The following is a 21825-nucleotide window of genomic DNA, read 5'->3' as shown; positions in this document are numbered from 1 at the left end:
TTTACTTCAGGCAGCTCACGTACTGGTTTGACAGCTGAGTCAGGAATTTCCCGTAGCTGTCCTTCCCCAGCGCGATGCCGATGCCCAGCGGGTCCAGCGTTCCGGAACGCACTTTGGTACCCTTGGCGACGGCATTGATTACGGCCGGCCTGAATTGTGGCTCAGCAAAAACGCATACCGCTTTCTGCTCAACCAACTGTGTTCGAATTTGGTGTAGGCGCTGTGCTCCAGGCTGAATTTCGGGATTGACGGTGAAATGGCCCAGCGGACTCAAACCGTAGTGTTTCTCAAAGTAGCCGTAAGCATCATGAAAAACAAAATAACCCTTACCTTGCACAGGCGTAAGCATGTTACCAACATTTTTGTCAGTTTGCGTCAGCAGATTCTCGAACTGGCGCAGGTTTGCGTCTAATTTGTCCTTATTTTGCGGCATAAGTTCCAACAATCTGTCGTGAATCGCGATCGCGGTCACTTTTGCTATCTCCGGCGACAGCCAAACGTGCATATTGTACTCGCCGTGATGATGCCCATGATCGTCATCGGCATGGTTATGCGCTTCGCCTGCATGTTCATGATCGTCGTCATCTTCGCCTTTCATCAGCAACGGCTTCACCGCCGGCAGTTCGCTGATGGCCAGCTTGCGGGTTGCCGAGATCGGCACCAGCGCCTTGTTCAGGAACGCCTCCATATCCGGCCCGACCCACAGCACCAGGTCCGCAGAGCGCAAACGCTGAATATCGGAAGGACGCAGCGCAAAATCGTGCGGTGAAGCGCCGTCCGGCAGCAACACCTCGGTCGGCGTCACGCCGTCGGCGATGGCCGATGCGATAAAGCCTAGCGGACGAATCGAGGTCACCACCGCAGCGGAAGCGCTGCTCAGCGGGCCGGCCATCAACAGTGCGCTGGCCAGCAGCGTGCGCTGCAGCCATTTATTTTTCTTTGCCATCATCAGTAATCCCATCGTTTTCATCAACAAGGCGTGATATTATAACATTCGCTTCGTTCTGCAACCTGTAATCTCGAGATGTCTACACTGATAACGCTAAAAAATATCTCCGTCGCCTTCGGCAGCCGCAAGGTGCTGTCGAACATTTCCCTCAGCCTGCAACCCGGCCGTATTCTCACGCTGCTGGGTCCGAACGGCGCGGGCAAGTCTACGCTGGTGCGCGTGGTGCTGGGATTGGTCAAACCGACCGCCGGCACGCTGGAGCGTGAGCCCGATCTGCGCATTGGCTACGTGCCGCAAAAGCTGCACCTCGACGCCACCCTGCCGCTGACCGTCAGCCGCTTTATGCGTCTCAAGCCCGGCGTAAAGAAAGCCGACATTTTGCCGGCGCTCAAGCGCGTGCACGCCGCTCACCTGCTCGACCAGCCGATGCAAAAGCTCTCCGGGGGAGAAAACCAACGCGTGCTGCTGGCGCGAGCGCTGCTGAACAAACCGCAGCTGCTGGTGCTGGACGAACCCACGCAAGGGGTGGACGTCAACGGCCAGCTGGCGCTGTACGATCTCATCGATCAGCTGCGTAAAGAGCTGGGCTGCGCCGTGCTGATGGTCTCGCACGATCTGCATCTGGTGATGGCGAAAACCGACGAGGTCTTGTGCCTTAATCAGCACATCTGCTGCTCCGGGGCACCGGAGGTGGTGTCGATGCATCCCGAATTCATCGCCATGTTCGGCAACCGCGGCGCAGAGCAACTGGCGGTGTATCGCCACCATCACAACCACCGTCACGATCTGCAGGGAAGAATTGTTTTGAAGAAAACCGGGAGCCGCGAAGCATGATTGAACTGTTACTTCCCGGCTGGCTGGCCGGCGTGCTGTTGGCTGGCGCCGCCGGGCCGCTGGGTTCCTTCGTGGTCTGGCGCCGCATGTCCTACTTTGGCGATACCCTGGCGCACGCCTCGCTGCTGGGCGTCGCCTTTGGCCTGCTGCTGGACATCAATCCCTTCTATGCGGTGATCGCCATTACGCTGCTGCTGGCTTTGGCCCTGGTGTGGCTGGAACGCCGCCCGCAGCTTTCAGTGGATACCCTGCTCGGCATTCTGGCCCACAGCGCCCTGTCGCTCGGGCTGGTGGTGGTGGCGTTGATGTCTAACGTGCGGGTCGATCTGATGGCCTACCTGTTCGGCGATCTGCTGTCGGTCACGCTGAGCGATATCCTGATGATCGCCGGCGGCGTCGCCGTGGTGCTGCTGGTGCTGTGGTGGCAGTGGCGCGATCTGCTGTCGATGACCATCAGCCCGGAGCTGGCGCACGTCGACGGCGTTAACCTGGTGCGCGCACGCACCGTGTTGATGCTGGTCACCGCCTTGACCATCGGTCTGGCGATGAAATTCGTCGGTGCGCTGATCATCACCTCACTGCTGATCATTCCGGCCGCCACCGCTCGCCGCTTCGCGCGCACGCCGGAACAGATGGCCGGCGTCGCGGTGCTGCTCGGTATAGTGGCCGTCACCGGCGGCCTAACCTTCTCGGCGTTTTACGATACGCCGGCCGGCCCTTCGGTGGTGCTCTGCGCAGCCGTGCTGTTCACGCTGAGCCTGTTCAAAAAACAGCAGGCCTGATTAAAACCGGGATATGACAAGGGCCGCAGATGCGGCCCTTTTTTATGACGGGTGGAAAACTTATGCTTCGCGCTCGAGCCCGAAGTGCCGGTAGGCATGCTGCGTCGCCAAGCGGCCGCGCGGCGTGCGCTGGATAAAGCCCTGCTGGATCAGGAACGGCTCGATCACGTCCTCGATGGTTTCGCGCTCTTCGCCGATCGCCGCCGCCAGGTTGTCCAGCCCGACCGGGCCGCCGGTAAACTTGTCGATAATCGCCAGCAGCAGTTTGCGATCCATATAGTCGAAGCCTTCGGCATCGACGTTGAGCATATCGAGCGCCTGCGCCGCCACCGAACCGCTGATCACCCCGTTGGCGCGCACTTCGGCGAAGTCGCGCACCCGGCGCAACAGACGGTTGGCAATACGTGGCGTCCCCCGCGCCCGGCGCGCCACTTCATGGGCCCCCTCGTCGGACAGTTCCAACCCCAGGCACCCGGCGCTGCGCGAGACGATGTGCTGCAAATCCGCCACCTGATAAAACTCCAGCCGCTGGACAATGCCGAAGCGATCGCGCAGCGGCGAGGTCAGCGAGCCGGCGCGGGTGGTAGCGCCCACCAGCGTGAACGGCGGCAGATCGAGCTTAATCGAACGCGCCGCCGGCCCTTCACCGATCATGATATCCAGCTGGTAGTCTTCCATCGCCGGATACAGCACTTCTTCCACCACCGGTGACAAACGGTGGATTTCGTCGATGAACAAGACGTCATGCGGTTCGAGGTTGGTCAGCATCGCCGCCAAATCGCCCGCCTTCTCCAGCACCGGGCCGGAAGTGGTGCGCAAATTCACGCCCATTTCGTTGGCCACGATGTTGGCCAGGGTGGTTTTCCCCAACCCTGGCGGGCCAAAGATCAGTAAATGGTCGAGCGCGTCGCCGCGCTGCTTGGCCGCCTGAATGAAGATCTCCATCTGCTCGCGCACGTGCGGCTGGCCGACGTATTCGGTCAGCAGCTTGGGACGAATGGCGCGATCGAGGATCTCTTCTTCGTTGATCGGTTCGGCGGAAATCAGGCGATCGGCTTCAATCATTATCTACCCCTTTTCGGCCTTACAGGGCGGCGCGCAGCGCGTCGCGGATCAGGGTTTCGCAGTCGGCGCCCGGCTTGGCAATCTTGCTGACCATGCGGCTGGCTTCCTGCGGCTTATAGCCCAGCGCCACCAGCGCCGAAACGGCCTCGGCTTCCGCGTCCACATCCGGCGCTTTGTCGGCGGCGGACGGCAGGCTGATCTCGCTGCTGCTGTTGAACAGGTCGCCGTTAAGCCCTTTGAAACGGTCTTTCATCTCGACCACCAGGCGCTCGGCGGTTTTTTTGCCCACGCCCGGCAGCTTGACCAGTGCAGTGATCTCTTCGCGCTCTACCGCGCTGACGAACTGCTGCGCGGACATGCCCGACAGGATCGCCAGCGCCAGCTTAGGCCCGACGCCGTTGACCTTGATCAGCTCGCGGAACAGCGCGCGCTCCTGCTTGTCGTTGAAACCGTACAGCAGCTGCGCGTCTTCACGCACCACGAAGTGGGTAAACACGATGGCCTCTTGCCCCAGTTCCGGCAGCTCGTAAAAGCAGGTCATCGGCATGTGTACCTCATAGCCCACGCCGTTCGCCTCCAGTAACACCAGCGGCGGCTGCTTTTCCAGAATATTTCCTCTGAGACGACCTATCATTTACCCTCCTGCAGAATGACCGGGCATGGCGCCCTGCCATGCCGTTGCTGGTAAAGCTTATAACATAAAAAAGGCTGGATGAATATCCAGCCTGAGCAATCATCGCTTTGCGTCAGCGCAAACGCCCGCGCGCCAGGTTCAACCGCCCTTCGCTCATCCGCAGCACGTTCTGGCTGAGGTGGCAGTGGGTGATGGCGATGGCCAGGGCATCGGCGGCGTCCGCCTGCGGGTTGGCCGAGAGTTTGAGCAGCGAGCGCACCATGTGCTGTACCTGCGCCTTTTCGGCCGCGCCGGTGCCGACCACGGTCTGTTTGACCTGCCGCGCCGCATACTCGAACACTTCCAGATTCTGATTCACCGCCGCCACGATCGCGACGCCGCGCGCCTGGCCGAGCTTGAGCGCCGAATCCGGGTTCTTGGCCATAAACACCTGTTCGATGGCGAAGAAATCGGGCTGAAACTGGGTGATGATCTCACTGACGCCGGCGTAAATCAGCTTCAGCCGCGTCGGCATGTCGTCCACCACCGTGCGAATGCAGCCGCTGGCGATATAGCTCAACTGACGCCCCTGCTGGCGGATAAGGCCATAGCCGGTGACGCGTGAGCCGGGATCGATACCGAGTATGATCGCCATATCTACATCCACCTTGCATGCACGGCGCCGCCGAACGGCGGCGCCCGTTTTACCGGATTACAGCGTCGCCGCCACTTCGTCGGAGATTTCACCGTTATGGTAAACTTCCTGCACGTCGTCGCAGTCTTCCAGCATATCGATCAGGCGCAACAGCTTAGGCGCGGTTTCCGCGTCCATGTCGGCCTTGGTCGATGGGATCATCGACACTTCCGCCGCTTCGGCTTCGAAGCCCGCCGCGGTCAGCGCGTCTTTCACCGCGCCCAGGCTTTCCCAGGCGGTGAACACGTCGATGGCGCCATCGTCATAGGTCACGATGTCTTCCGCACCGGCTTCCAGCGCCGCTTCCATCACGGTGTCTTCATCCAGGCCCGGTGCGTAGGTGATCACGCCCTTCTTGGTGAACAAGTAAGCCACGGAACCGTCGGTGCCGAGGTTGCCGCCGCATTTGGTGAAGGCGTGGCGCACTTCCGCCACGGTGCGATTGCGGTTGTCGCTCAGGCATTCGATCATGACGGCGGTGCCGCCAGGACCGTAACCTTCATAGATGATGGTTTCCATATTGGTATCATCATCGCCGCCCACCCCGCGCGCGATGGCACGGTTCATGGTGTCGCGCGTCATGTTGTTCGACAGCGCCTTGTCCATCGCCGCGCGCAGACGCGGGTTGGAATCCGGATCGCCGCCGCCCAGCTTGGCGGCCGTGACCAGCTCACGAATAATCTTGGTGAAAATTTTACCGCGCTTGGCGTCCTGCGCCGCTTTACGGTGCTTTGTGTTGGCCCACTTACTATGACCTGCCATAAAAAAATCTCCGAAAAAAACTACTGGACTGAATTGATCACGAACTCTTCAATCGCCTGCTGATTGCTCCATGACTTGGTTAACTTCACGGCCTCGGCCGCCTCAAGCCATTGGTAAGCGTGATGTTCGGTAATCACCGGATCGCGCTCCTCGGGCAACGCCAGACAGAACCAATGCTCTTTATTGCACGTGGTTCCCGGCGCATAGCGATGTCGCAAATGGACAAAGAGTTCAAACTCCACGCAGCGCTGGCAATCGAACAACGGCAGGTGCTCTGCTTCGATATCGATGCCGACTTCTTCCATGACTTCACGCTGCGCGGCATGCGGCGGCGACTCATCCTGTTCCAGGCTGCCGGTGACCGACTGCCAGAACTCGGTATCGTCGCGCCGCTGTAACATCAGCACCCGACCACTGGATTTCGCGTAAATCACTACCAGGATAGATTCAGGGCGCTTGTAACTCATCACTCGCTCTCTTGTTCCGCACCGGCTTTCTTTACCACGCTGATAGCCAGCTCCTGCAGCGACGCCGGGTTGGCGAAGCTCGGTGCGTCGGTCATCAGACAGGCCGCCGCGGTGGTTTTCGGGAAGGCGATGACGTCGCGGATGTTGTCGGTGCCGGTCAACAGCATCACCAGACGATCCAGGCCGAAAGCCAGGCCGGCGTGCGGCGGCGTACCGTACTTCAACGCGTCCAGCAGGAAGCCGAACTTCTCGCGCTGTTCGTGTTCGTTAATGCCCAGAATGCTGAACACCGTCTGCTGCATTTCGCTGCGGTGGATACGCACCGAACCGCCGCCCACTTCGTAACCGTTGATCACCATGTCATAGGCGTTGGCGATGGCGTTGACCGGCGCTGCCGCCAGCTCTTCCGGGCTCATGTCGCGCGGCGAGGTGAACGGGTGGTGCATGGCCGCCAGGCCGCCCTCTTCGCCTTCTTCGAACATCGGGAAGTCAACCACCCACAGCGGTGCCCAGCTGTCGAGTTGCGTCAGCGCCAGATCGCGACCCAGCTTCAGACGCAGCGCGCCCATCGCATCGGTGACAATCTTGAAGCTGTCGGCGCCGAAGAACAGGATATCGCCGGTCTGCGCATCGGTGCGCGCCAGGATCGCTTCCAGCACGTCCGCGCTGAGGAATTTGGCGATCGGGCTCTGCACGCCTTCCATGCCGGCGGCGCGGTCGTTGACTTTCAGCCACGCCAGGCCTTTGGCGCCGTAGATGTTGACGAAAGCGCCGTACTCGTCGATCTGCTTGCGGGTCAGCTGTGCGCCGCCCGGTACGCGGATCGCCGCCACGCGGCCTTTAGCGTCGTTGGCCGGGCCGGAGAAGACTTTAAACTCGACGTCTTTGACCAGGTCAGCCACGTCCACCAGCTCCAGCGGGTTACGCAGGTCCGGCTTGTCGGAGCCAAAGCGACGCATCGCTTCGGCGAAAGTCATGACCGGGAAATCGCCCAGATCCACGCCCTTCACGTCCAGCCACAGTTCGCGCGCCAGTTTCTCCATCACTTCACGCACCTGATCGGCGGTCATGAAGGAGGTTTCGACGTCGATCTGGGTGAATTCAGGCTGACGGTCCGCACGCAGATCTTCGTCACGGAAGCATTTGACGATCTGGTAGTAACGATCGAAGCCGGACATCATCAGCAGCTGTTTGAACAGCTGCGGGGACTGCGGCAGCGCGTAGAATTTGCCCTTGTGCACGCGGCTCGGCACCAGGTAATCGCGGGCGCCTTCCGGCGTCGCCTTGGTCAGCATCGGCGTTTCGATATCGAGGAAGCCGTGGCTGTCCATGAAGCGGCGAACGAAGCTGGTGATTTTGGCGCGGGTCTTCAGACGCTCGGCCATTTCCGGGCGACGCAGATCCAGGTAGCGGTATTTCAGGCGCGCTTCTTCGCTGTTGACCTGGTTGGAGTCCAGCGGCAGCGGCTCGGAGCGGTTGATGATTTCCAGCGCGTGGGCGAACACTTCCACTTCGCCGGTGGCCATATCTTTATTGATCTGGCTGTCCGGACGCGCACGCACGGTGCCGACGATCTGGATGCAGAACTCATTGCGCAGGTCGTAGGCCTTGTCGAACGCCACTTTCTGGTCCGGATCGAAGAACACCTGCACGATGCCTTCGCGGTCGCGCATATCAATAAAGATCAGGCCGCCGAGATCGCGACGACGATTGACCCAACCACACAGAGTGACTTCCTGGCCCACGTGGGACAGATTCAACTGCCCGCAATATTCAGTACGCATACGCTATCCTTTTACACAGCCGATGCCGCGCCGGGCTACTGCGCCCCTGTCGCGCGGCTGTTATCTGATAAATTCTACTTGTTACCCGGTTTAAAATCCGTCGCATACCAGCCGGTACCCTTAAGCTGGAAACCGGAGGACGAGATCAACTTGGTCAACGCGGGCTGCCCACACGCCGGGCAGTCTGCCAGCGGCGCATCGGAAAATTTTTGCAATTTCTCTAACCGATGGTTGCAAGCACCACATGCATATTCATAAATCGGCATAGGTCGTTGGATTAAAGAGTGTTGAAAAAAGGGAGTCATTATAAAGGAAATTCATCCGCCCGATAAGTGCGAACACAGCATTGTTACTGCACTAAATGGCGCGTTTTTGTTCGAATCAACACATCGATTAACAAATTTCCCATTAACCTGCGACAGTTTTTTCACGTAGCCTGATTCTCCCCCGGTTTTGCGCCGTACGCTGCTCGCCTGGCGCGCCGAACATCTTTTATCCACTTCGCAACGAGATGAAATCCATGCTGAAACTTGACGCCCAAACCACCGCCCTGGTGCTGATCGATTTGCAAAACGGCATTCTGCCCTACGCCGGCGGCCCGCACAGCGCCGACCAGGTGGTGGCGAACGCCGCCCTGCTGGCCGCGCGTTTTCGTCTGCTGGGCGCGCCGGTGCTGCTGGTGCGCGTCGGCTGGTCCGACACCTTCGCCGAAGCGCTGAAACAGCCGGTGGACAAACCGGCTCCCGCGCCCACCGGCGGCTTGCCGGCCAGTTGGTGGGAGTTCCCCGCACCGCTGGCGGTCAATGACAGCGATATTCTGGTCACCAAACGCCAATGGGGCGCCTTCTACGGCACCGATCTGGATTTACAGCTGCGCCGCCGCGGCATCAAATCCGTGGTGCTGGGCGGCATCTCCACCAATATTGGCGTAGAGTCCACCGCTCGCGCCGCCTGGGAACACGGCTATGAACTGGTGATCGCCGAAGACGTCTGCAGCGCACAGAACGCGGAAATGCACCGCTTTGCTTTCGAACACATCTTCCCACGTCTGGCACGGGTGCGCGACACCGGCGAAATTCTTGCCGCGCTCGAGCGGTAACGTTAAGTTGTAGCCTGATGATCTAAGTAAAGGAAGTCGACGCCGTGATCTACATCGGATTGCCGCAGTGGCAACATGCGGCCTGGAACCACATCGGGCTGCGTGACTTGGCGGATTACAGCCGCTACTTCAACTGCGTGGAAGGTAACACCACCTTCTACGCGCTGCCGAAGGTGGAAATCGTGCAGCGCTGGCGCGACATGACCGGCGACGATTTTCGCTTCTGCTTCAAATTCCCGTCGGACATCAGCCACAAGGCTGCCCTGCGTAACTGCGCCGCCGAGCTGCAGGCGTTTTACCACTGCCTGAGCCCGGTGCATCAGCGCATCGGCCAACTGTGGCTGCAGCTGCCCGCCGCCTTCGGCCCTGACGAGCTGGCGCGCATGTGGCAATTCTTCGAAAGCCTGCCGAAGGAATTCACCTACGGCGTTGAAGTGCGTCATCCGGCGTTTTTCGCCAAGGGCGACGCAGAGCGTGCGCTGAATCAGGGGTTGCACCAGCGCGGCATCAATCGGGTGATCCTCGACAGCCGCCCGGTGCATCACGCCGCCCCCCATACCGCCGCCGTGCGCGATGCGCAGCAGAAAAAACCGAAGCTGCCGGTGCATGCACTGGTCACCGCCGACCAGCCGCTGGTGCGCTTTATCGGCGGCGATCAGCTGGCCGACAACCTGCGCTGGTTCGAAGCCTGGCAGCAAAAACTGCCGCTGTGGCAGCAACAGCATCAGCCTTATCTGTTTATTCATACGCCGGACAACGGCGATTCGCCCCAGCAGGCGCAAAAAATTTGGCAGCAGCTACGCCTGGCGATCCCCGATTTGCCTGCGCCACCGGACTGGCCGGAACAGGATGCACTGTTTTGACCTATTAATCTGACCAATAACATCAAATATTTCCCCGCGACAGTGAATACAATGACGGCTATGATGCTGGCTGCCAGTTTTGGTTAGGGAACGGAGTTAAAAATGGTAAGCGCGCTTTATGTGGTGCTCGGCGCATTGTTGTTGATCAAACTCTCTTATGACGTAGTCAGATTAAGGATGCAGTACCGCGTAGCCTACGGAGACGGCGGTTTCTACGAATTGCAGACCGCCATCCGCGTGCATGGCAACGCCGTTGAATACATTCCGATCGCTGCCGTATTGCTGGTGATCATGGAGATGAACGGCGCGGAAATCTGGATGATTCACCTCTGCGGCCTGATGCTGATGGCCGGGCGGCTGGTGCATTACTACGGTTTGCGCAACCGCGAGGTTCGCTGGCGCCGTTCAGGCATGGCCGCGACCTATATCTCTTTGCTGTTGATGGTTCTGGCAAATATCTTCTATCTGCCCTGGGATCTGATTTTTAGCCTGCATTGATCCCGTTTTATCATCAGGCGGCCGCGCCGCCTGCTTCCGCTCCGCTTTTTTGCGCTTTTCTGTTAGACTACGCAGCTTCGAATTCTGAACTGATTTGCCGCTATGCCAAACCGCGATACCCTTTTCTCCGCCCCCATCGCCAAATTGGGCGACTGGACCTTCGACGAACGCGTTGCCGAAGTGTTCCCGGACATGATCCAACGCTCCGTTCCCGGCTATTCCAACATCATCTCGATGATCGGCATGCTGGCCGAACGCTTTGTGCAACCCGACAGCCGGGTGTATGACCTGGGCTGCTCGCTGGGCGCGGCGACGCTGTCGATGCGGCGGAATATCAAGGTGCCCGGCTGCAATATTGTCGCCGTCGACAATTCACCGGCGATGGTAGAACGTTGCCGCCGCCATATCGATGCCTTCCGCGCCGAGACGCCGGTCAGCGTCATCGAAGCCGACATTCGCGACATCGACATCGAGAACGCCTCGATGGTGGTGCTGAACTTTACGCTGCAGTTCCTCGAACCGGCCGATCGCCTGCGCCTGCTGGAGAAAATTTATCGCGGCCTGCGCCCGGGCGGCGCACTGGTGCTGTCGGAAAAGTTCAGCTTTGAAGACGCCGAAGTCGGCGAACTGCTGTTCAACATGCATCACGATTTCAAACGCGCCAATGGGTACAGCGAGCTGGAGATCAGCCAAAAACGCAGCATGCTGGAAAACGTGATGCTGACCGACTCGGTAGAGGCGCACAAGGCGCGCCTGCATCAAGCCGGGTTCGAGCATGCCGAAGTGTGGTTCCAATGCTTCAACTTCGGTTCGCTGATCGCCCTGAAAGCGGGGGATGCGCAATGATCGAGTTCGGTGACTTCTATCAGCACATTGCCAAAAGCCCCCTCAGCCATTGGCTGGACACTCTGCCTGCGCAGCTCAGCGCCTGGCAACGCGAATCGCTGCACGGCAAATTCAAACAGTGGTTCAACTCGGTCGAACATTTGCCGACGCTGACCCCCACCCGCCTCGATCTGCTGCACGGCGTACGCGCCGAGATGGAGCCTGCCCTGTCGCCGGGCCAGCTCGAGGGCATCGAGAAAATGCTGCGCACCCTGATGCCGTGGCGTAAAGGGCCGTTCTCGCTGTATGGCATCGATATCGATACAGAATGGCATTCCGATTGGAAATGGGATCGCGTGCTGCCGCACATTTCTCCGCTGGCCGGCCGCACCATTCTCGACGTCGGCTGTGGCAGCGGCTATCACCTGTGGCGCATGATCGGCGCCGGCGCACACTTCGCCGTGGGTATCGATCCGATGCAGCTGTTCCTGTGTCAATTTGAAGCCGTGCGCAAACTGCTGGGCGGCGATCAGCGTGCCCACCTGCTGCCGCTCGGCATCGAGCAGCTGCCGGATTTGGCGGCATTCGACACCGTGTTCTCGATGGGGGTACTGTATCACCGCCGCTCGCCGCTCGATCATCTCTATCAGCTGAAAAATCAGCTGGTGGCTGAAGGTGAACTGGTGCTGGAAACGCTGGTGGTGGAAGGCGATCGCCACCAGGTGCTGGTGCCGGGCGATCGTTACGCGCAGATGCGCAACGTGTATTTTATCCCTTCCGCCGAGGCGCTGAAATGCTGGCTGGAGAAGTGCGGCTTCGTCGACGTGAAGATCGCCGATATGTGCGTCACCAGCCTCGACGAGCAGCGCCGCACCGACTGGATGACCAGCGAGTCGCTGGCCGAATTTCTCGATCCGAACGATCGCAGCAAAACGATCGAAGGCTATCCGGCGCCCCTGCGCGCCGTGCTGACCGCCAAAAAACCCTAGCGTTCGCATATCGGGCCGGCCTGCGCCGGCCCGAATTTACCCGTTGTCGACATCGACAATCCGCAGCTCATACACCATGGTCGCGTTCGGCGGGATCTGCGGCGCATAGCCCGTTTCACCGTACGCCAACGCCGGCGGCACCACCATCGTCAGCGAGCCATGGTTTTTCAGATGGCCGATTGCCTCGCGGAACAACGGCGGATAGGCGGAGAGCGGCTGTGACATCACCTTCCCACTGCGATCCATATCCTGAATCACGCTGCCATCGGTTAAACTTTCCTTCACCACGATGTCCACCCGCGCGTTTTCCTTAATGGTTTCATCACCCGTATAATCGATGCGATACCAGAAACCGGAAGGCGACTTCTGCGTGCCCTTCTTCTTTTTGAACTCGGTGACGAAGGCCTCTCCCTTGCTGATCTGCACCTTAGCCGCCTGGTTTCTGGCATCGTTCACCGCTTTTTCCGACTCCGCCAGCGCGCGGGTCAACTGCGCATCACTCAGTTGGTAATGGCCGTTGAAGGTATCGATCACGCCCGCCAGCAGCACGATCTTATCGGGATTGATGCCCCAATTTTTACGCTCCGCCAGCATCGTTTGAATATCGCGCCCCAAAGCGACACCGGCAGCATAGCTCTGTTGCTCCGGTTTTTTCTTGAGCGACTGCGTATCCGGCAGCCATTTGGCCCGCGATCTCAGCCCGTCCAGTTCCTCACGCAAGGCTTGCTGCGCCTGATGGGCGGCCGCCAGCTCCGTTGCCGTTTTATCCGCCTGCTGCGTCGCTTTATCTCGCTGCTGCACAGCCTGCGCACTTTCTGCCGTTGCCGTTACCAGGCGTTGTTCCAGCGCCTTAGCCTGTTCGGTTTGCGTCTTGTTTTTTTCCTGCAGCTGCGCCAGTTGCTGCTGCAGTTCACCTGTCGCCTTGGCGGTTTCAGCCTTCTGCTGCGCCAGCGCCGTCTTCAGGCTTTTCTCTTGCCGCTCTGCCTGTTGGCGTTGGCCATCACGCTCTTTCTGCAGCTGCGCCAGTTGCTGCTGAAGTTCGCCTATCGCCTTGGCGGCTTCGGCCTTCTGCTGTTCCAGCGCCATCTTCAGGCTTTTCTCTTGTTGCTCGGCCTGTTGGCGTTGACCATCACGCTCTTTCTGCAGCTGCGCCAGCTGCTGCTGAAGTTCGCCTATCGCCTTGGCGGCTTCGGCCTTCTGCTGTTCCAGCGCCGTCTTCAGGCTTTTCTCTTGTTGCTCGGCCTGTTGGCGTTGACCATCACGCTCTTTCTGCAGCTGCGCCAGCTGCTGCTGAAGTTCGCCCGTCAGCCTGGCAGCCTCGGCCTTCTGCTGTTCCAGCTCAGCGGCGGCCGCTTTTTTATCCTGCTCATAACGCTGGCGAGCTTTATCGTTGGTGGTCTTGGCCGCCGCCAGTTTCTCCTGCCAAGCCTTATCCGCCTGCTCAGGCAACGCCGCCAGCCGTTGTTCCAGCAAGGCAATGCGCCGGTCGCGCTCCTCGGTTTGCTGCTTTTGCCGCGCTAACGCCGCCTGCGCTTCGGCGATCTGCGCCTGAGCCTTGCGCTCCTGCGGCGTCAGGTTCAGCGCCTGTCTTACGCCGCTGGCGAAGTCGCTCAACGCGCTCAAATCAGGCGCCGGCGTCGGTTTATCGGCAGCGGTCAGGGACGACGCAACCCGCAACGCGGTCAGCTCCTGCTGCAGGGATTGAAGAGCGGCTTGCTGTTGCTCCAAGCGAGTCTCTTTCTCGCGCAGCGTCTTTTGCAACTGCGCCAGTTGCTTTCGCTGTGAGCTCGTTTCACGAGTTTGAACCGGCCGGGACGCCGGCTTTTGGCTTTCCTGGGATGGGGTAACCACGGTCTCGGCTGCCGGCGCGTCCTGGCGCTGGTAACGCTCGGCAAACTGCAATAATGCCGGCACATCGTCATCCGCCCCGGCCACCACGGGCGCAAACGCCAGCGGTATCATCAGGCTCAGTAATGCCTTTCTTGCACGAGGGGTCATTGGGCACGTTCTCCGCGCTCAGCCAGGCCGGTCATCATGGCAGAACTGATGTCCGCACAAAGACGGCTGGTGCGATAACGATACAGGGCATCGACGGTTTCCTGCGTGCCCGTGTTGACCCGCTGGCGTACCCCGGCATACTGCGCGGCGCCGCCCATCAAGGTATCGAATTCACGTTTGAATTTTTGGTATTTTTCGTTATCCATGCCGCGCATGGCATCCAACTCGCGCTGGCACTGCTGCATGCGCTCGGCCTCACGCTGCCGTTTGTCTTGTTCCGCAATTTCTTCTGCGCTGGGCGGCTGGCTTAATGTAGAAACAGGTCGCTTGGCGGTCTGGCAGCCGCTCAGGGCCAACGTCAGTAAAAGCGCCGCGCTCAAACAGTGTGCCGTTCGGGTCATTATCGTTATCTCCTTGTTTAGTCCGCCGTTAACGCGCCCTGCGGCTGCGCCGACGGCTCTCCTCAATTGATGCTGTGATGTTCCGGCCATAAGGCAGGCGATGAACAGGTAAAAATACCGGCGCGGTGACGAGCGGCAGAACGCAAATCATTCACCACGGCAATAAATACCAAAAAATCATTTAATATGATGATATTTAAAGGATTTTAACTCACAAACTTATCAGCAGGGCATGGCGAGCGCAAGAAGATATGGGGGACAGTTCGACCGAGAAACCGCCTTTAAACGGACACCGCGTCTTTGCAAAACATAAAAAAAGCCCCGGCAAAACGCCGGGGCCTGGTACTTGCGCAATCGCCGAGAGCTCAGTGACACGCAAAGGGGTCTTACGGCCCGGAAACCGGTTTTCAAACGCGGTTAGCTGCGTGTTTATGCGCTTTGCGCCAGGGGATCAACCAAGGCCAGCGCGTTTTTCATCGCCTCCACCATTTCGCCATCCACGCAATAATGGCTAAATTCGTCAAACTCGTTATCGGAGCACATAGTGACGCCCGCCTTGCGGTAACGCATGGTCGACGGCACCAAATGGCCGGAAGAGCTGTGCAGTTCATGCAGGCCGATATCGACAAACTTGTGCAGATTGCTGAGACGCACGCCGGCACCCGCCATGATCACCGGGCCGTGACTGGCCTGGCGCAAATCGCGCAGCAGCGGCAGGCCCAGTTCGGCGCTCTGCTGTTGGCCGGAGGTCAGAATGCGCGCCACGCCCAGCTCGGTCAGTTGTTCCAACGCCACCATCGGATTCTGGCACATGTCGAACGCGCGATGGAACGTCACCGCCATGCCCTCGCACAGCTTCATCACTTCGCGCATGCGCGGCAGATCGATGTGCCCTTCTTCGTCCAGCATGCCGACCACTACGCCGGGGAACCCCATCTCGCGGATCTGGCGGAGATCCTGTTTGATCACCTCGAAATCCACCGTGCCGTAGCAGAAATCGCCACCGCGAGGACGAACGATCGGATGCACCGGGATCGCAACCCGCTCGCGCGCCAGACGCAGCGTGCCATAGCTCGGCGTCAATCCCCCCTCGCTCTGGCTGGCGCACAACTCGATGCGATCGGCGCCTGCCCGTTCGGCCGTCAGCGCGCAGTCGACGCTAAAGCAACAAACTTCCAGTTTTATCATTGTCACCCCCAGATAACGGCCAACATACGGCGGCAATTGTTCATTTCTTCATTTCTCACGTAGGCTCATGCTTAGGCATAAACCGGCTCAGGGTTGTAACTATGGCATTCAATTTTGATCAATGGGTAGACCGCAGTCACAGTGACAGCGTTAAGTGGGATAAATATCGCGACCGCGACATTATTCCGCTTTGGGTCGCCGACAGCGATTTCACCTCACCGCCGGCGGTGATCGAAGCCTTGCAGCGCCGCGTGGCGCACGGCGTATTCGGCTACACTCACCTATCCCCTGATCTTATTGAGGTTTTTACCCGCCGCATGGTAGAGCGCTACGGCTGGCACATCAAGCCCGAATGGATCATTTTCCTGCCTGGGCTGGTGTGCGGCCTGAACCTGTGCGTGCGCGCCTGCACCGAAGAACACCAGAGCACGCTGGCCCCCTCTCCCATTTATCCGCCGTTCCGCAAAGCGGCTAAATTCGCCGGGCGTAAACACCTCTCGGTGCCGCTAACGGCGGTAGGCCAACGTTGGGTGTTGGACTTCCCCGCGATGCGTGATCGGCTTAGCGGCAACGAGAAGCTCCTGTTGCTGTGCAACCCGCAGAATCCCGGTGGCACCGTTTATCGCCGGGATGAGCTGTTGCAGCACCATCAGTTCGCTCGCAAACACGATTTAATCGTCTGTTCCGATGAAATCCACTGCGAGCTGCTGCTTGAACCCGGCGTGCGGCATACCCCTTTCGCCACCCTGAATGACGATGCGGCCCAACGCAGCGTGACGCTGATGTCGCCGTCAAAAACGTTTAATCTCGCCGGGCTGGGCGCTTCACTGGCGATCGTTCCCAACGAAGCGCTGCGACAAAGGCTGAAACGCGCGCGCAGCGGCATCGTGCCGGAGGTCAATCTGCTGGCGCTGGTGGCGGCGCAGGCGGCTTATCAATACGGGCAGCCTTGGCTGGACGAGCAGCTGATTTATCTACGTGCCAATCGCGATCGGCTGACCAAGCGCATCAACGCCATGCCGGGGTTGACGGTTTTGCCAATCGAAGCCACCTACCTGGCGTGGATCGATTGCAGCGCTTTACCGGTGGACAACCCGCATCAGTTCTTCGAACGTGCGGGCGTAGGATTAAGCGCCGGTTTGGATTTCGGCGATCGGCGCTTTGTGCGGCTTAACTTTGGTTGCCGGTGGGCCCTGCTCGATGAAGCGCTCGATCGCATGGCGCGAGCCTGTGCGGCACTGCCTGGCTAACCTTGCTCGCTGGCGACGATATCTCGAATGGAATAAGGATGAAACTTGATCGTCACCGTTCCGTCGGTGATGGCCAACGTCGGGTTCGGTAGCCGTTCGCCCTCGCCTTTTGGCGAGCTTTGCTTCAGTTTGATCCCCGGGGTCAGCAGCGCTTCATCGGCAAGGAGGCTCAACGCCCGAGCGTGCAGCGTCTGCGGATCGCCACTGAGCACTAATTCGACGTGTTCCCAGCCTTCGTGCGGATAGCGTTTCTCCCCGGGATACGGCAGCTCGACGCAGTCTATCTGCCACGGCCCCACGGCCAGCGGCTGCGACAAATCGAACAGACAGATAGGTCGCCCGTTGATCATCGACTCGGACAGCAGTGTCCCGCACTGCATCAGCCCCTGGCGCCAGCGTTCGGCAGTGGCGTTCTGATGACAGCGCAGAGAGATGTGATCGGCGGTAAACGCGGCCAGATCGAGCCGCAATTTGGCGGCAAATTGATGCAATGCCTGCTCGAAACGCGGCAGGTCAAGCACCAGGTCGTCCAGCTCGGCAATGGCCTGCAAGGGGGTGATCATAGAAACCTCAAAACAACGGAACGCATGTGAAACGCCGTAATTTACACGGTGGCGGCAGCGCTCGCCACCGTTGCGAGGTTTTTCGGTTACCGTTAAGAATGATTTTCGACTGTGTGCATGGGGAATAGAAACCTGAGAACTTATTAATATGACAGCTTATAAAATCAACAAAAAAAATAAAAAATAAGATTTTTCGCAGTTCATTAAACCCTTTTATCATGACGCTATGATTTAAGTTATTTTACACAAAATCGTACATGGCATGCAGGTCAAACTGATTGAATAGGTTGGCTTACTCAAGTCTTTCCCACTCATCAAAGCCGCACAAAATACGATGCACAACCTATTGTAAAAAAAGACAATAAAATCCAAAAACCGATAAAAATCTAAGGATTATCTTAATTTAACCCCGAGCAATTGATTCATCGAGGCAACTCAGCTACTTTGGAGGAAATTTAAATTCGAGATGATTATTATGTTATTACTGACGATTTCCTTGGTGTTGATAATTATCGCCGTATACGCCATCTACCGTCATTTTAAATCCCGCAGCACCAACACGCTGGATGCCAGACGCCACAATAAAAAACGTTAGTCTCCTAATCCTCTCCGCTACACGTTTTCTTTCATTCATCCTGCCTTTCCGCTTTCGGCCATCAACGCGCCGCACCCGACAACAGTTTCATCGCTGCGGCCGCGCCAACTGCTGACGGGCTCCGTCAGATCGGTTACAATTGCAGGCTGTTTTGTGGAGGTCGCCCATCGTGCCCGCCACCGTTGAATCCCACAGGGGTTGGCTTCAGCCCCTCGTTCGTCATTAAGGTAACCCGGTGAATATTCAGGTTCTTCTTTCAGATAAAGTCAGCCAGGCGCTGATCGCCGCTGGCGCGCCAGCCGATTGCGAAGCGCAGGTCCGCCCATCCGCCAAGGCGCAGTTTGGTGATTACCAGGCCAATGGCGTGATGTCCGTCGCCAAAAAGCTGGGCATGCCGCCCCGTCAACTGGCGGAAAAAGTGGTGCAACTGCTGGATCTCGGCGATGTCGCCGCTAAAGTGGAAATCGCCGGCCCCGGCTTTATCAACATTTTCCTGAACAGCGACTGGGTCGCGCGCCAGGCCGATCGGGTGCTGAACGCACCGAAATTGGGCATCGCACCGGTTGAGCCGCAAACTATCGTAATCGACTACTCCGCGCCGAACGTGGCGAAAGAGATGCACGTCGGCCACCTGCGCTCCACCATCATCGGCGACGCCGCGGCACGTACCCAAGAGTTTCTGGGCCATAAAGTGATCCGCGCCAACCACGTCGGCGACTGGGGCACCCAGTTCGGCATGCTGATTGCCTACCTGGAAAAAATGCAAAATGAAAACGCCAGCGACATGGGCCTGTCCGATTTGGAACAGTTCTACCGCGAAGCCAAGAAGCATTACGACGAAGATGCCGAGTTCGCCGAGCGCGCGCGCGCTTACGTCGTGAAGCTGCAGGGCGGCGATCAGTACTGCCTGAAAATGTGGCGCAAGCTGGTCGACATCACCATGGCGCAAAATCAGCTGACCTATAACCGCCTGAACGTCACGCTGACCGAAGACGACGTGATGGGCGAAAGCCTGTATAACGCGATGCTGCCGGGCATCGTCGCCGATCTGAAAGCCAAAGGGCTGGCGGTGGAAAGCGAAGGCGCTACCGTGGTGTTCCTCGACGAATACCAGAACAAGGACGGCGATCCGATGGGCGTCATCATCCAGAAAAAGGATGGCGGCTACCTCTACACCACCACCGACATCGCCTGCGCCAAGTATCGCTACGAAACCCTGGGTGCCAATCGCGTCCTGTATTACATCGACTCCCGTCAGCATCAGCACCTGATGCAGGCCTGGACCATCGTGCGCAAGGCCGGTTACGTGCCGGAGTCCGTCTCGCTGGAACACCACATGTTCGGCATGATGCTGGGCAAAGACGGCAAGCCGTTCAAAACCCGCTCGGGCGGTACGGTGAAGCTCTCCGACCTGCTGGATGAGGCCATCGAACGTGCCGAACAGCTGATCGCCGGCAAAAACCCGGATATGCCGGAAGACGAAATGAAAACCGTGGCCCGCGTGGTCGGTATCGGCGCGGTGAAATACGCCGATCTGTCGAAAAGCCGCACCACCGACTATGTCTTCGACTGGGATAACATGCTGGCCTTCGAAGGCAATACCGCGCCTTATATGCAATACGCCTATACCCGTGTGGCATCGGTATTCAAACGCGCCGGCATCGACGAAACCAGCCTGACGCTGCCGCTGACGCTGACCGAAGAGCGCGAAATTGCGCTGGCCACCCGCCTGCTGCAGTTCGAAGAAGTGCTCACCACCGTCGCGCGTGAAGGCACGCCTCACGTCATGTGCAGCTACCTGTACGATCTGGCCGGCCTGTTCTCCGGTTTCTACGAGCACTGCCAGATCCTTAACGCCGACAGCGAAGAAGCGCGTCAGAGTCGCCTGAAGTTGGCGCTGCTGACCTCGAAAACGCTGAAAACCGGTCTGGATACGCTGGGCATCGAAACCGTCGAACGCATGTAAACTGCGCCGCCCAGAAAGCAAAAAGGTCGCCTAGGCGACCTTTTTGTATGCTTACCTTTGGCTCAAGCGACCCGGCGCGCAAAATCGCGCGGGCGGAAGCCCAACCCGGCCAGCACGCCAAAGTACGCCACCACACCGGCCACCACCACCGCAGCCAAGCGCAGCAAACGCTCCAGCATGTTGCCCTGATCCCAGGCCGGCATCAGCCACATCACGCCAATCAACACGGCCGACATCACCAGTACGGCGATCACCAGCTTGGTGAGGAACAGCGCCCAACCCGGCTGCGGCTGGAAAATTTTCTGTTTGCGCAGCTGCCAATACAGCAGCGAGGCGTTCAGACAGGCCGCCAAACCGATTGACAGCGCCAGGCCGGCATGCTTCAGCGGGCCAATAAACGCCAGGTTCATCACCTGCGTCATGATCAGCGTGATGATGGCGATCTTGACCGGCGTTTTGATGTCCTGCCGCGAATAGAAGCCCGGCGCCAGCACTTTAACCACGATCAGCCCCATCAGCCCTACCGAGTAAGCCACCAGCGCACGCTGCGTCATCGCCGCGTCAAAGGCGCTGAACTTGCCATACTGGAACAGCGAAACGGTCAGCGGCTTGGCCAAAATGCCGAGCGCGATGGCGCTCGGCAACGCCAGCAGGAAGCACAGGCGTAGCCCCCAATCCATCAGGCGCGAATACTCATCGTGGTTGCCGCTCGAGAAGCTTTTGGCCAGCGACGGCAGCAGGATGGTGCCCAAGGCCACGCCCAGCACACCGGAAGGAAACTCCATCAGGCGGTCGGCGTAGTACATCCAGGATACCGAGCCGGACACCAGGAACGAAGCGAAAATGGTGTTGATGATCAGCGAGATTTGGCTGACCGACACCCCGAGGATCGCCGGCCCCATCTGACGCATCACGCGCCAGACCCCGGCATCGCCCAGCTTGAGGCGCGGCAATACCAGCATGCCGATCTTGCGCAGGTGCGGCAGCTGATACCCCAGCTGCAGCACGCCGCCCACCACCACCGCCCAGGCCAGCGCCAGCACCGGCGGATTGAAATACGGGGCCGCGAACAGCGCGAAGCCGATCATGCTGACGTTAAGCAGCGTTGGCGCAAAGGCCGGGATCGAGAAGCGGTTCCAGGTATTGAGGATCGCCCCCACCAGCGACGCCAGTGAGATCAACAGAATATAGGGGAACGTGATGCGCAGCAGCGCCGACGTCAGGGCAAACTTGTCGGGCGTATCGGTAAAGCCCGGCGCAGTAATGTAGATCACCCAGGGCGCAGCCAGCATCCCCAGCACCGTCACCACCGCCAGCACCAGCGTCAGCAGCCCGGAGACATAGGCGATAAAAGTGCGCGTCGCCTCTTCACCCTGCTGGCTCTTGTATTCGGCCAGGATCGGCACGAAGGCCTGCGAAAACGCCCCTTCGGCAAAGATACGGCGTAACAGATTAGGGAGTTTGAACGCCACGAAGAAGGCGTCCGTTGCCATGCCGGCCCCGAACACGCGCGCGACGATCGCATCGCGGGCAAAGCCCAACACCCGCGAAAACATCGTCATCGAGCTGACGGCAGCCAAGGATTTGAGTAGGTTCATGTGGTTGTCTGATAGGTACCGTAAATATCAACGCCTGCTACA

General features: G+C 59.1%; 22 protein-coding genes. 9 read left to right on the top strand and 13 right to left on the bottom strand.

The window, feature by feature from the left end; all coding sequences use genetic code 11:
- Window position 1: 1 nt before the first annotated feature.
- A complete protein-coding gene (znuA, locus tag GF111_RS24330; RefSeq protein WP_038877353.1) occupies window positions 2-946 on the bottom strand; it encodes a zinc ABC transporter substrate-binding protein ZnuA in 945 nt (314 codons plus the stop codon).
- 78 nt (window positions 947-1024) lie between these two features.
- On the opposite strand from znuA, the gene znuC reads away from it, so the two are divergent.
- Both znuC and znuB read left to right on the top strand, forming a co-directional pair.
- Window positions 1025-1783, top strand: coding sequence for a zinc ABC transporter ATP-binding protein ZnuC (gene znuC, locus GF111_RS24325; protein ID WP_004932357.1), 759 nt, complete (start codon window positions 1025-1027; stop codon window positions 1781-1783).
- Complete coding sequence (znuB, locus tag GF111_RS24320; RefSeq protein ID WP_147190345.1) at window positions 1780-2565, top strand: zinc ABC transporter permease subunit ZnuB; 786 nt, start codon at window positions 1780-1782, stop codon at window positions 2563-2565. Before znuC ends, znuB begins: the two co-directional genes overlap by 4 nt.
- Before the next feature lie 60 nt (window positions 2566-2625).
- On the opposite strand, the gene ruvB is transcribed toward znuB, so the two are convergent.
- From ruvB to GF111_RS24285, 7 genes are all read right to left on the bottom strand, one after another.
- Window positions 2626-3630 (bottom strand): Holliday junction branch migration DNA helicase RuvB, encoded by a 1005-nt coding sequence (gene ruvB / locus GF111_RS24315; protein WP_038877130.1) that lies wholly within the window; start codon window positions 3628-3630, stop codon window positions 2626-2628.
- A 19-nt stretch (window positions 3631-3649) separates the two neighbouring features.
- Window positions 3650-4264, bottom strand: a complete 615-nt coding sequence (ruvA, locus tag GF111_RS24310; RefSeq protein ID WP_038877128.1) for a Holliday junction branch migration protein RuvA — start codon at window positions 4262-4264, stop codon at window positions 3650-3652.
- A gap of 112 nt (window positions 4265-4376) precedes the next feature.
- Window positions 4377-4898 (bottom strand): crossover junction endodeoxyribonuclease RuvC, encoded by a 522-nt coding sequence (gene ruvC, locus GF111_RS24305; protein ID WP_004932367.1) that lies wholly within the window; start codon window positions 4896-4898, stop codon window positions 4377-4379.
- A 57-nt stretch (window positions 4899-4955) separates the two neighbouring features.
- Complete coding sequence (locus GF111_RS24300) at window positions 4956-5699, bottom strand: YebC/PmpR family DNA-binding transcriptional regulator (RefSeq protein WP_033647638.1); 744 nt, start codon at window positions 5697-5699, stop codon at window positions 4956-4958.
- 20 nt (window positions 5700-5719) lie between these two features.
- A complete protein-coding gene (gene nudB, locus GF111_RS24295; RefSeq protein ID WP_147190343.1) occupies window positions 5720-6166 on the bottom strand; it encodes a dihydroneopterin triphosphate diphosphatase in 447 nt (148 codons plus the stop codon).
- On the bottom strand, window positions 6166-7950 hold the full coding sequence (gene aspS, locus GF111_RS24290; RefSeq protein WP_147190341.1) for an aspartate--tRNA ligase: 1785 nt from the start codon (window positions 7948-7950) through the stop codon (window positions 6166-6168). Before aspS ends, nudB begins: the two co-directional genes overlap by 1 nt.
- Before the next feature lie 74 nt (window positions 7951-8024).
- Window positions 8025-8216, bottom strand: coding sequence for an FmdB family zinc ribbon protein (locus tag GF111_RS24285; protein ID WP_033632845.1), 192 nt, complete (start codon window positions 8214-8216; stop codon window positions 8025-8027).
- A 254-nt stretch (window positions 8217-8470) separates the two neighbouring features.
- Here GF111_RS24285 and GF111_RS24280 point away from each other — a divergent pair, with 254 nt between their 5' ends.
- From GF111_RS24280 to cmoB, 5 genes are all read left to right on the top strand, one after another.
- Complete coding sequence (locus GF111_RS24280) at window positions 8471-9049, top strand: hydrolase (protein ID WP_047730910.1); 579 nt, start codon at window positions 8471-8473, stop codon at window positions 9047-9049.
- A 47-nt stretch (window positions 9050-9096) separates the two neighbouring features.
- On the top strand, window positions 9097-9912 hold the full coding sequence (locus tag GF111_RS24275) for a DUF72 domain-containing protein (RefSeq protein WP_147190351.1): 816 nt from the start codon (window positions 9097-9099) through the stop codon (window positions 9910-9912).
- Between the two features lie 102 nt (window positions 9913-10014).
- Complete coding sequence (locus tag GF111_RS24270) at window positions 10015-10410, top strand: MAPEG family protein (protein WP_004932387.1); 396 nt, start codon at window positions 10015-10017, stop codon at window positions 10408-10410.
- A gap of 102 nt (window positions 10411-10512) precedes the next feature.
- Entirely contained in the window at window positions 10513-11256 is a 744-nt protein-coding gene (gene cmoA, locus GF111_RS24265) for a carboxy-S-adenosyl-L-methionine synthase CmoA (RefSeq protein ID WP_038877120.1), read from the top strand.
- Window positions 11253-12224 carry a tRNA 5-methoxyuridine(34)/uridine 5-oxyacetic acid(34) synthase CmoB gene (gene cmoB / locus GF111_RS24260; protein ID WP_038877118.1) on the top strand — a complete coding sequence of 324 codons (972 nt, stop codon included), beginning with the start codon at window positions 11253-11255 and terminating at the stop codon, window positions 12222-12224. Before cmoA ends, cmoB begins: the two co-directional genes overlap by 4 nt.
- Window positions 12225-12260: 36 nt before the next feature.
- On the opposite strand, the gene GF111_RS24255 is transcribed toward cmoB, so the two are convergent.
- From GF111_RS24255 to cutC, 3 genes are all read right to left on the bottom strand, one after another.
- Window positions 12261-14222 carry an FKBP-type peptidyl-prolyl cis-trans isomerase N-terminal domain-containing protein gene (locus GF111_RS24255; protein ID WP_168653946.1) on the bottom strand — a complete coding sequence of 654 codons (1962 nt, stop codon included), beginning with the start codon at window positions 14220-14222 and terminating at the stop codon, window positions 12261-12263.
- Window positions 14219-14623: a hypothetical protein gene (locus tag GF111_RS24250; RefSeq protein ID WP_047730530.1), complete on the bottom strand. Its 405-nt coding sequence runs from the start codon at window positions 14621-14623 to the stop codon at window positions 14219-14221. The genes GF111_RS24255 and GF111_RS24250 overlap by 4 nt, the downstream gene beginning before the upstream one ends.
- A gap of 429 nt (window positions 14624-15052) precedes the next feature.
- The gene (cutC, locus tag GF111_RS24245; RefSeq protein WP_048234720.1) at window positions 15053-15811 is read right to left on the bottom strand and encodes a copper homeostasis protein CutC; all 759 of its coding nucleotides are present in this window, start codon (window positions 15809-15811) and stop codon (window positions 15053-15055) included.
- A gap of 101 nt (window positions 15812-15912) precedes the next feature.
- Here cutC and GF111_RS24240 point away from each other — a divergent pair, with 101 nt between their 5' ends.
- Window positions 15913-17061, top strand: coding sequence for a MalY/PatB family protein (locus tag GF111_RS24240; protein ID WP_110593959.1), 1149 nt, complete (start codon window positions 15913-15915; stop codon window positions 17059-17061).
- Here GF111_RS24240 and GF111_RS24235 read toward each other — a convergent pair.
- Window positions 17058-17624, bottom strand: a complete 567-nt coding sequence (locus GF111_RS24235; RefSeq protein WP_094300735.1) for a VOC family protein — start codon at window positions 17622-17624, stop codon at window positions 17058-17060. The two genes, GF111_RS24240 and GF111_RS24235, sit on opposite strands and share 4 nt — an antisense overlap.
- An 830-nt stretch (window positions 17625-18454) precedes the next feature.
- Here GF111_RS24235 and argS point away from each other — a divergent pair.
- A complete protein-coding gene (gene argS / locus GF111_RS24230; protein ID WP_038877112.1) occupies window positions 18455-20185 on the top strand; it encodes an arginine--tRNA ligase in 1731 nt (576 codons plus the stop codon).
- A 62-nt stretch (window positions 20186-20247) separates the two neighbouring features.
- Here argS and murJ read toward each other — a convergent pair whose 3' ends face one another.
- Entirely contained in the window at window positions 20248-21783 is a 1536-nt protein-coding gene (gene murJ / locus GF111_RS24225) for a murein biosynthesis integral membrane protein MurJ (RefSeq protein ID WP_038877110.1), read from the bottom strand.
- Window positions 21784-21825: the final 42 nt, after the last annotated feature.

This window comes from Serratia sp. HRI (genome assembly GCF_010119335.3).
GTDB classification, from domain to species: domain Bacteria; phylum Pseudomonadota; class Gammaproteobacteria; order Enterobacterales; family Enterobacteriaceae; genus Serratia; species Serratia nevei.
This window is presented reverse-complemented; position numbering and strand designations above follow the sequence as displayed.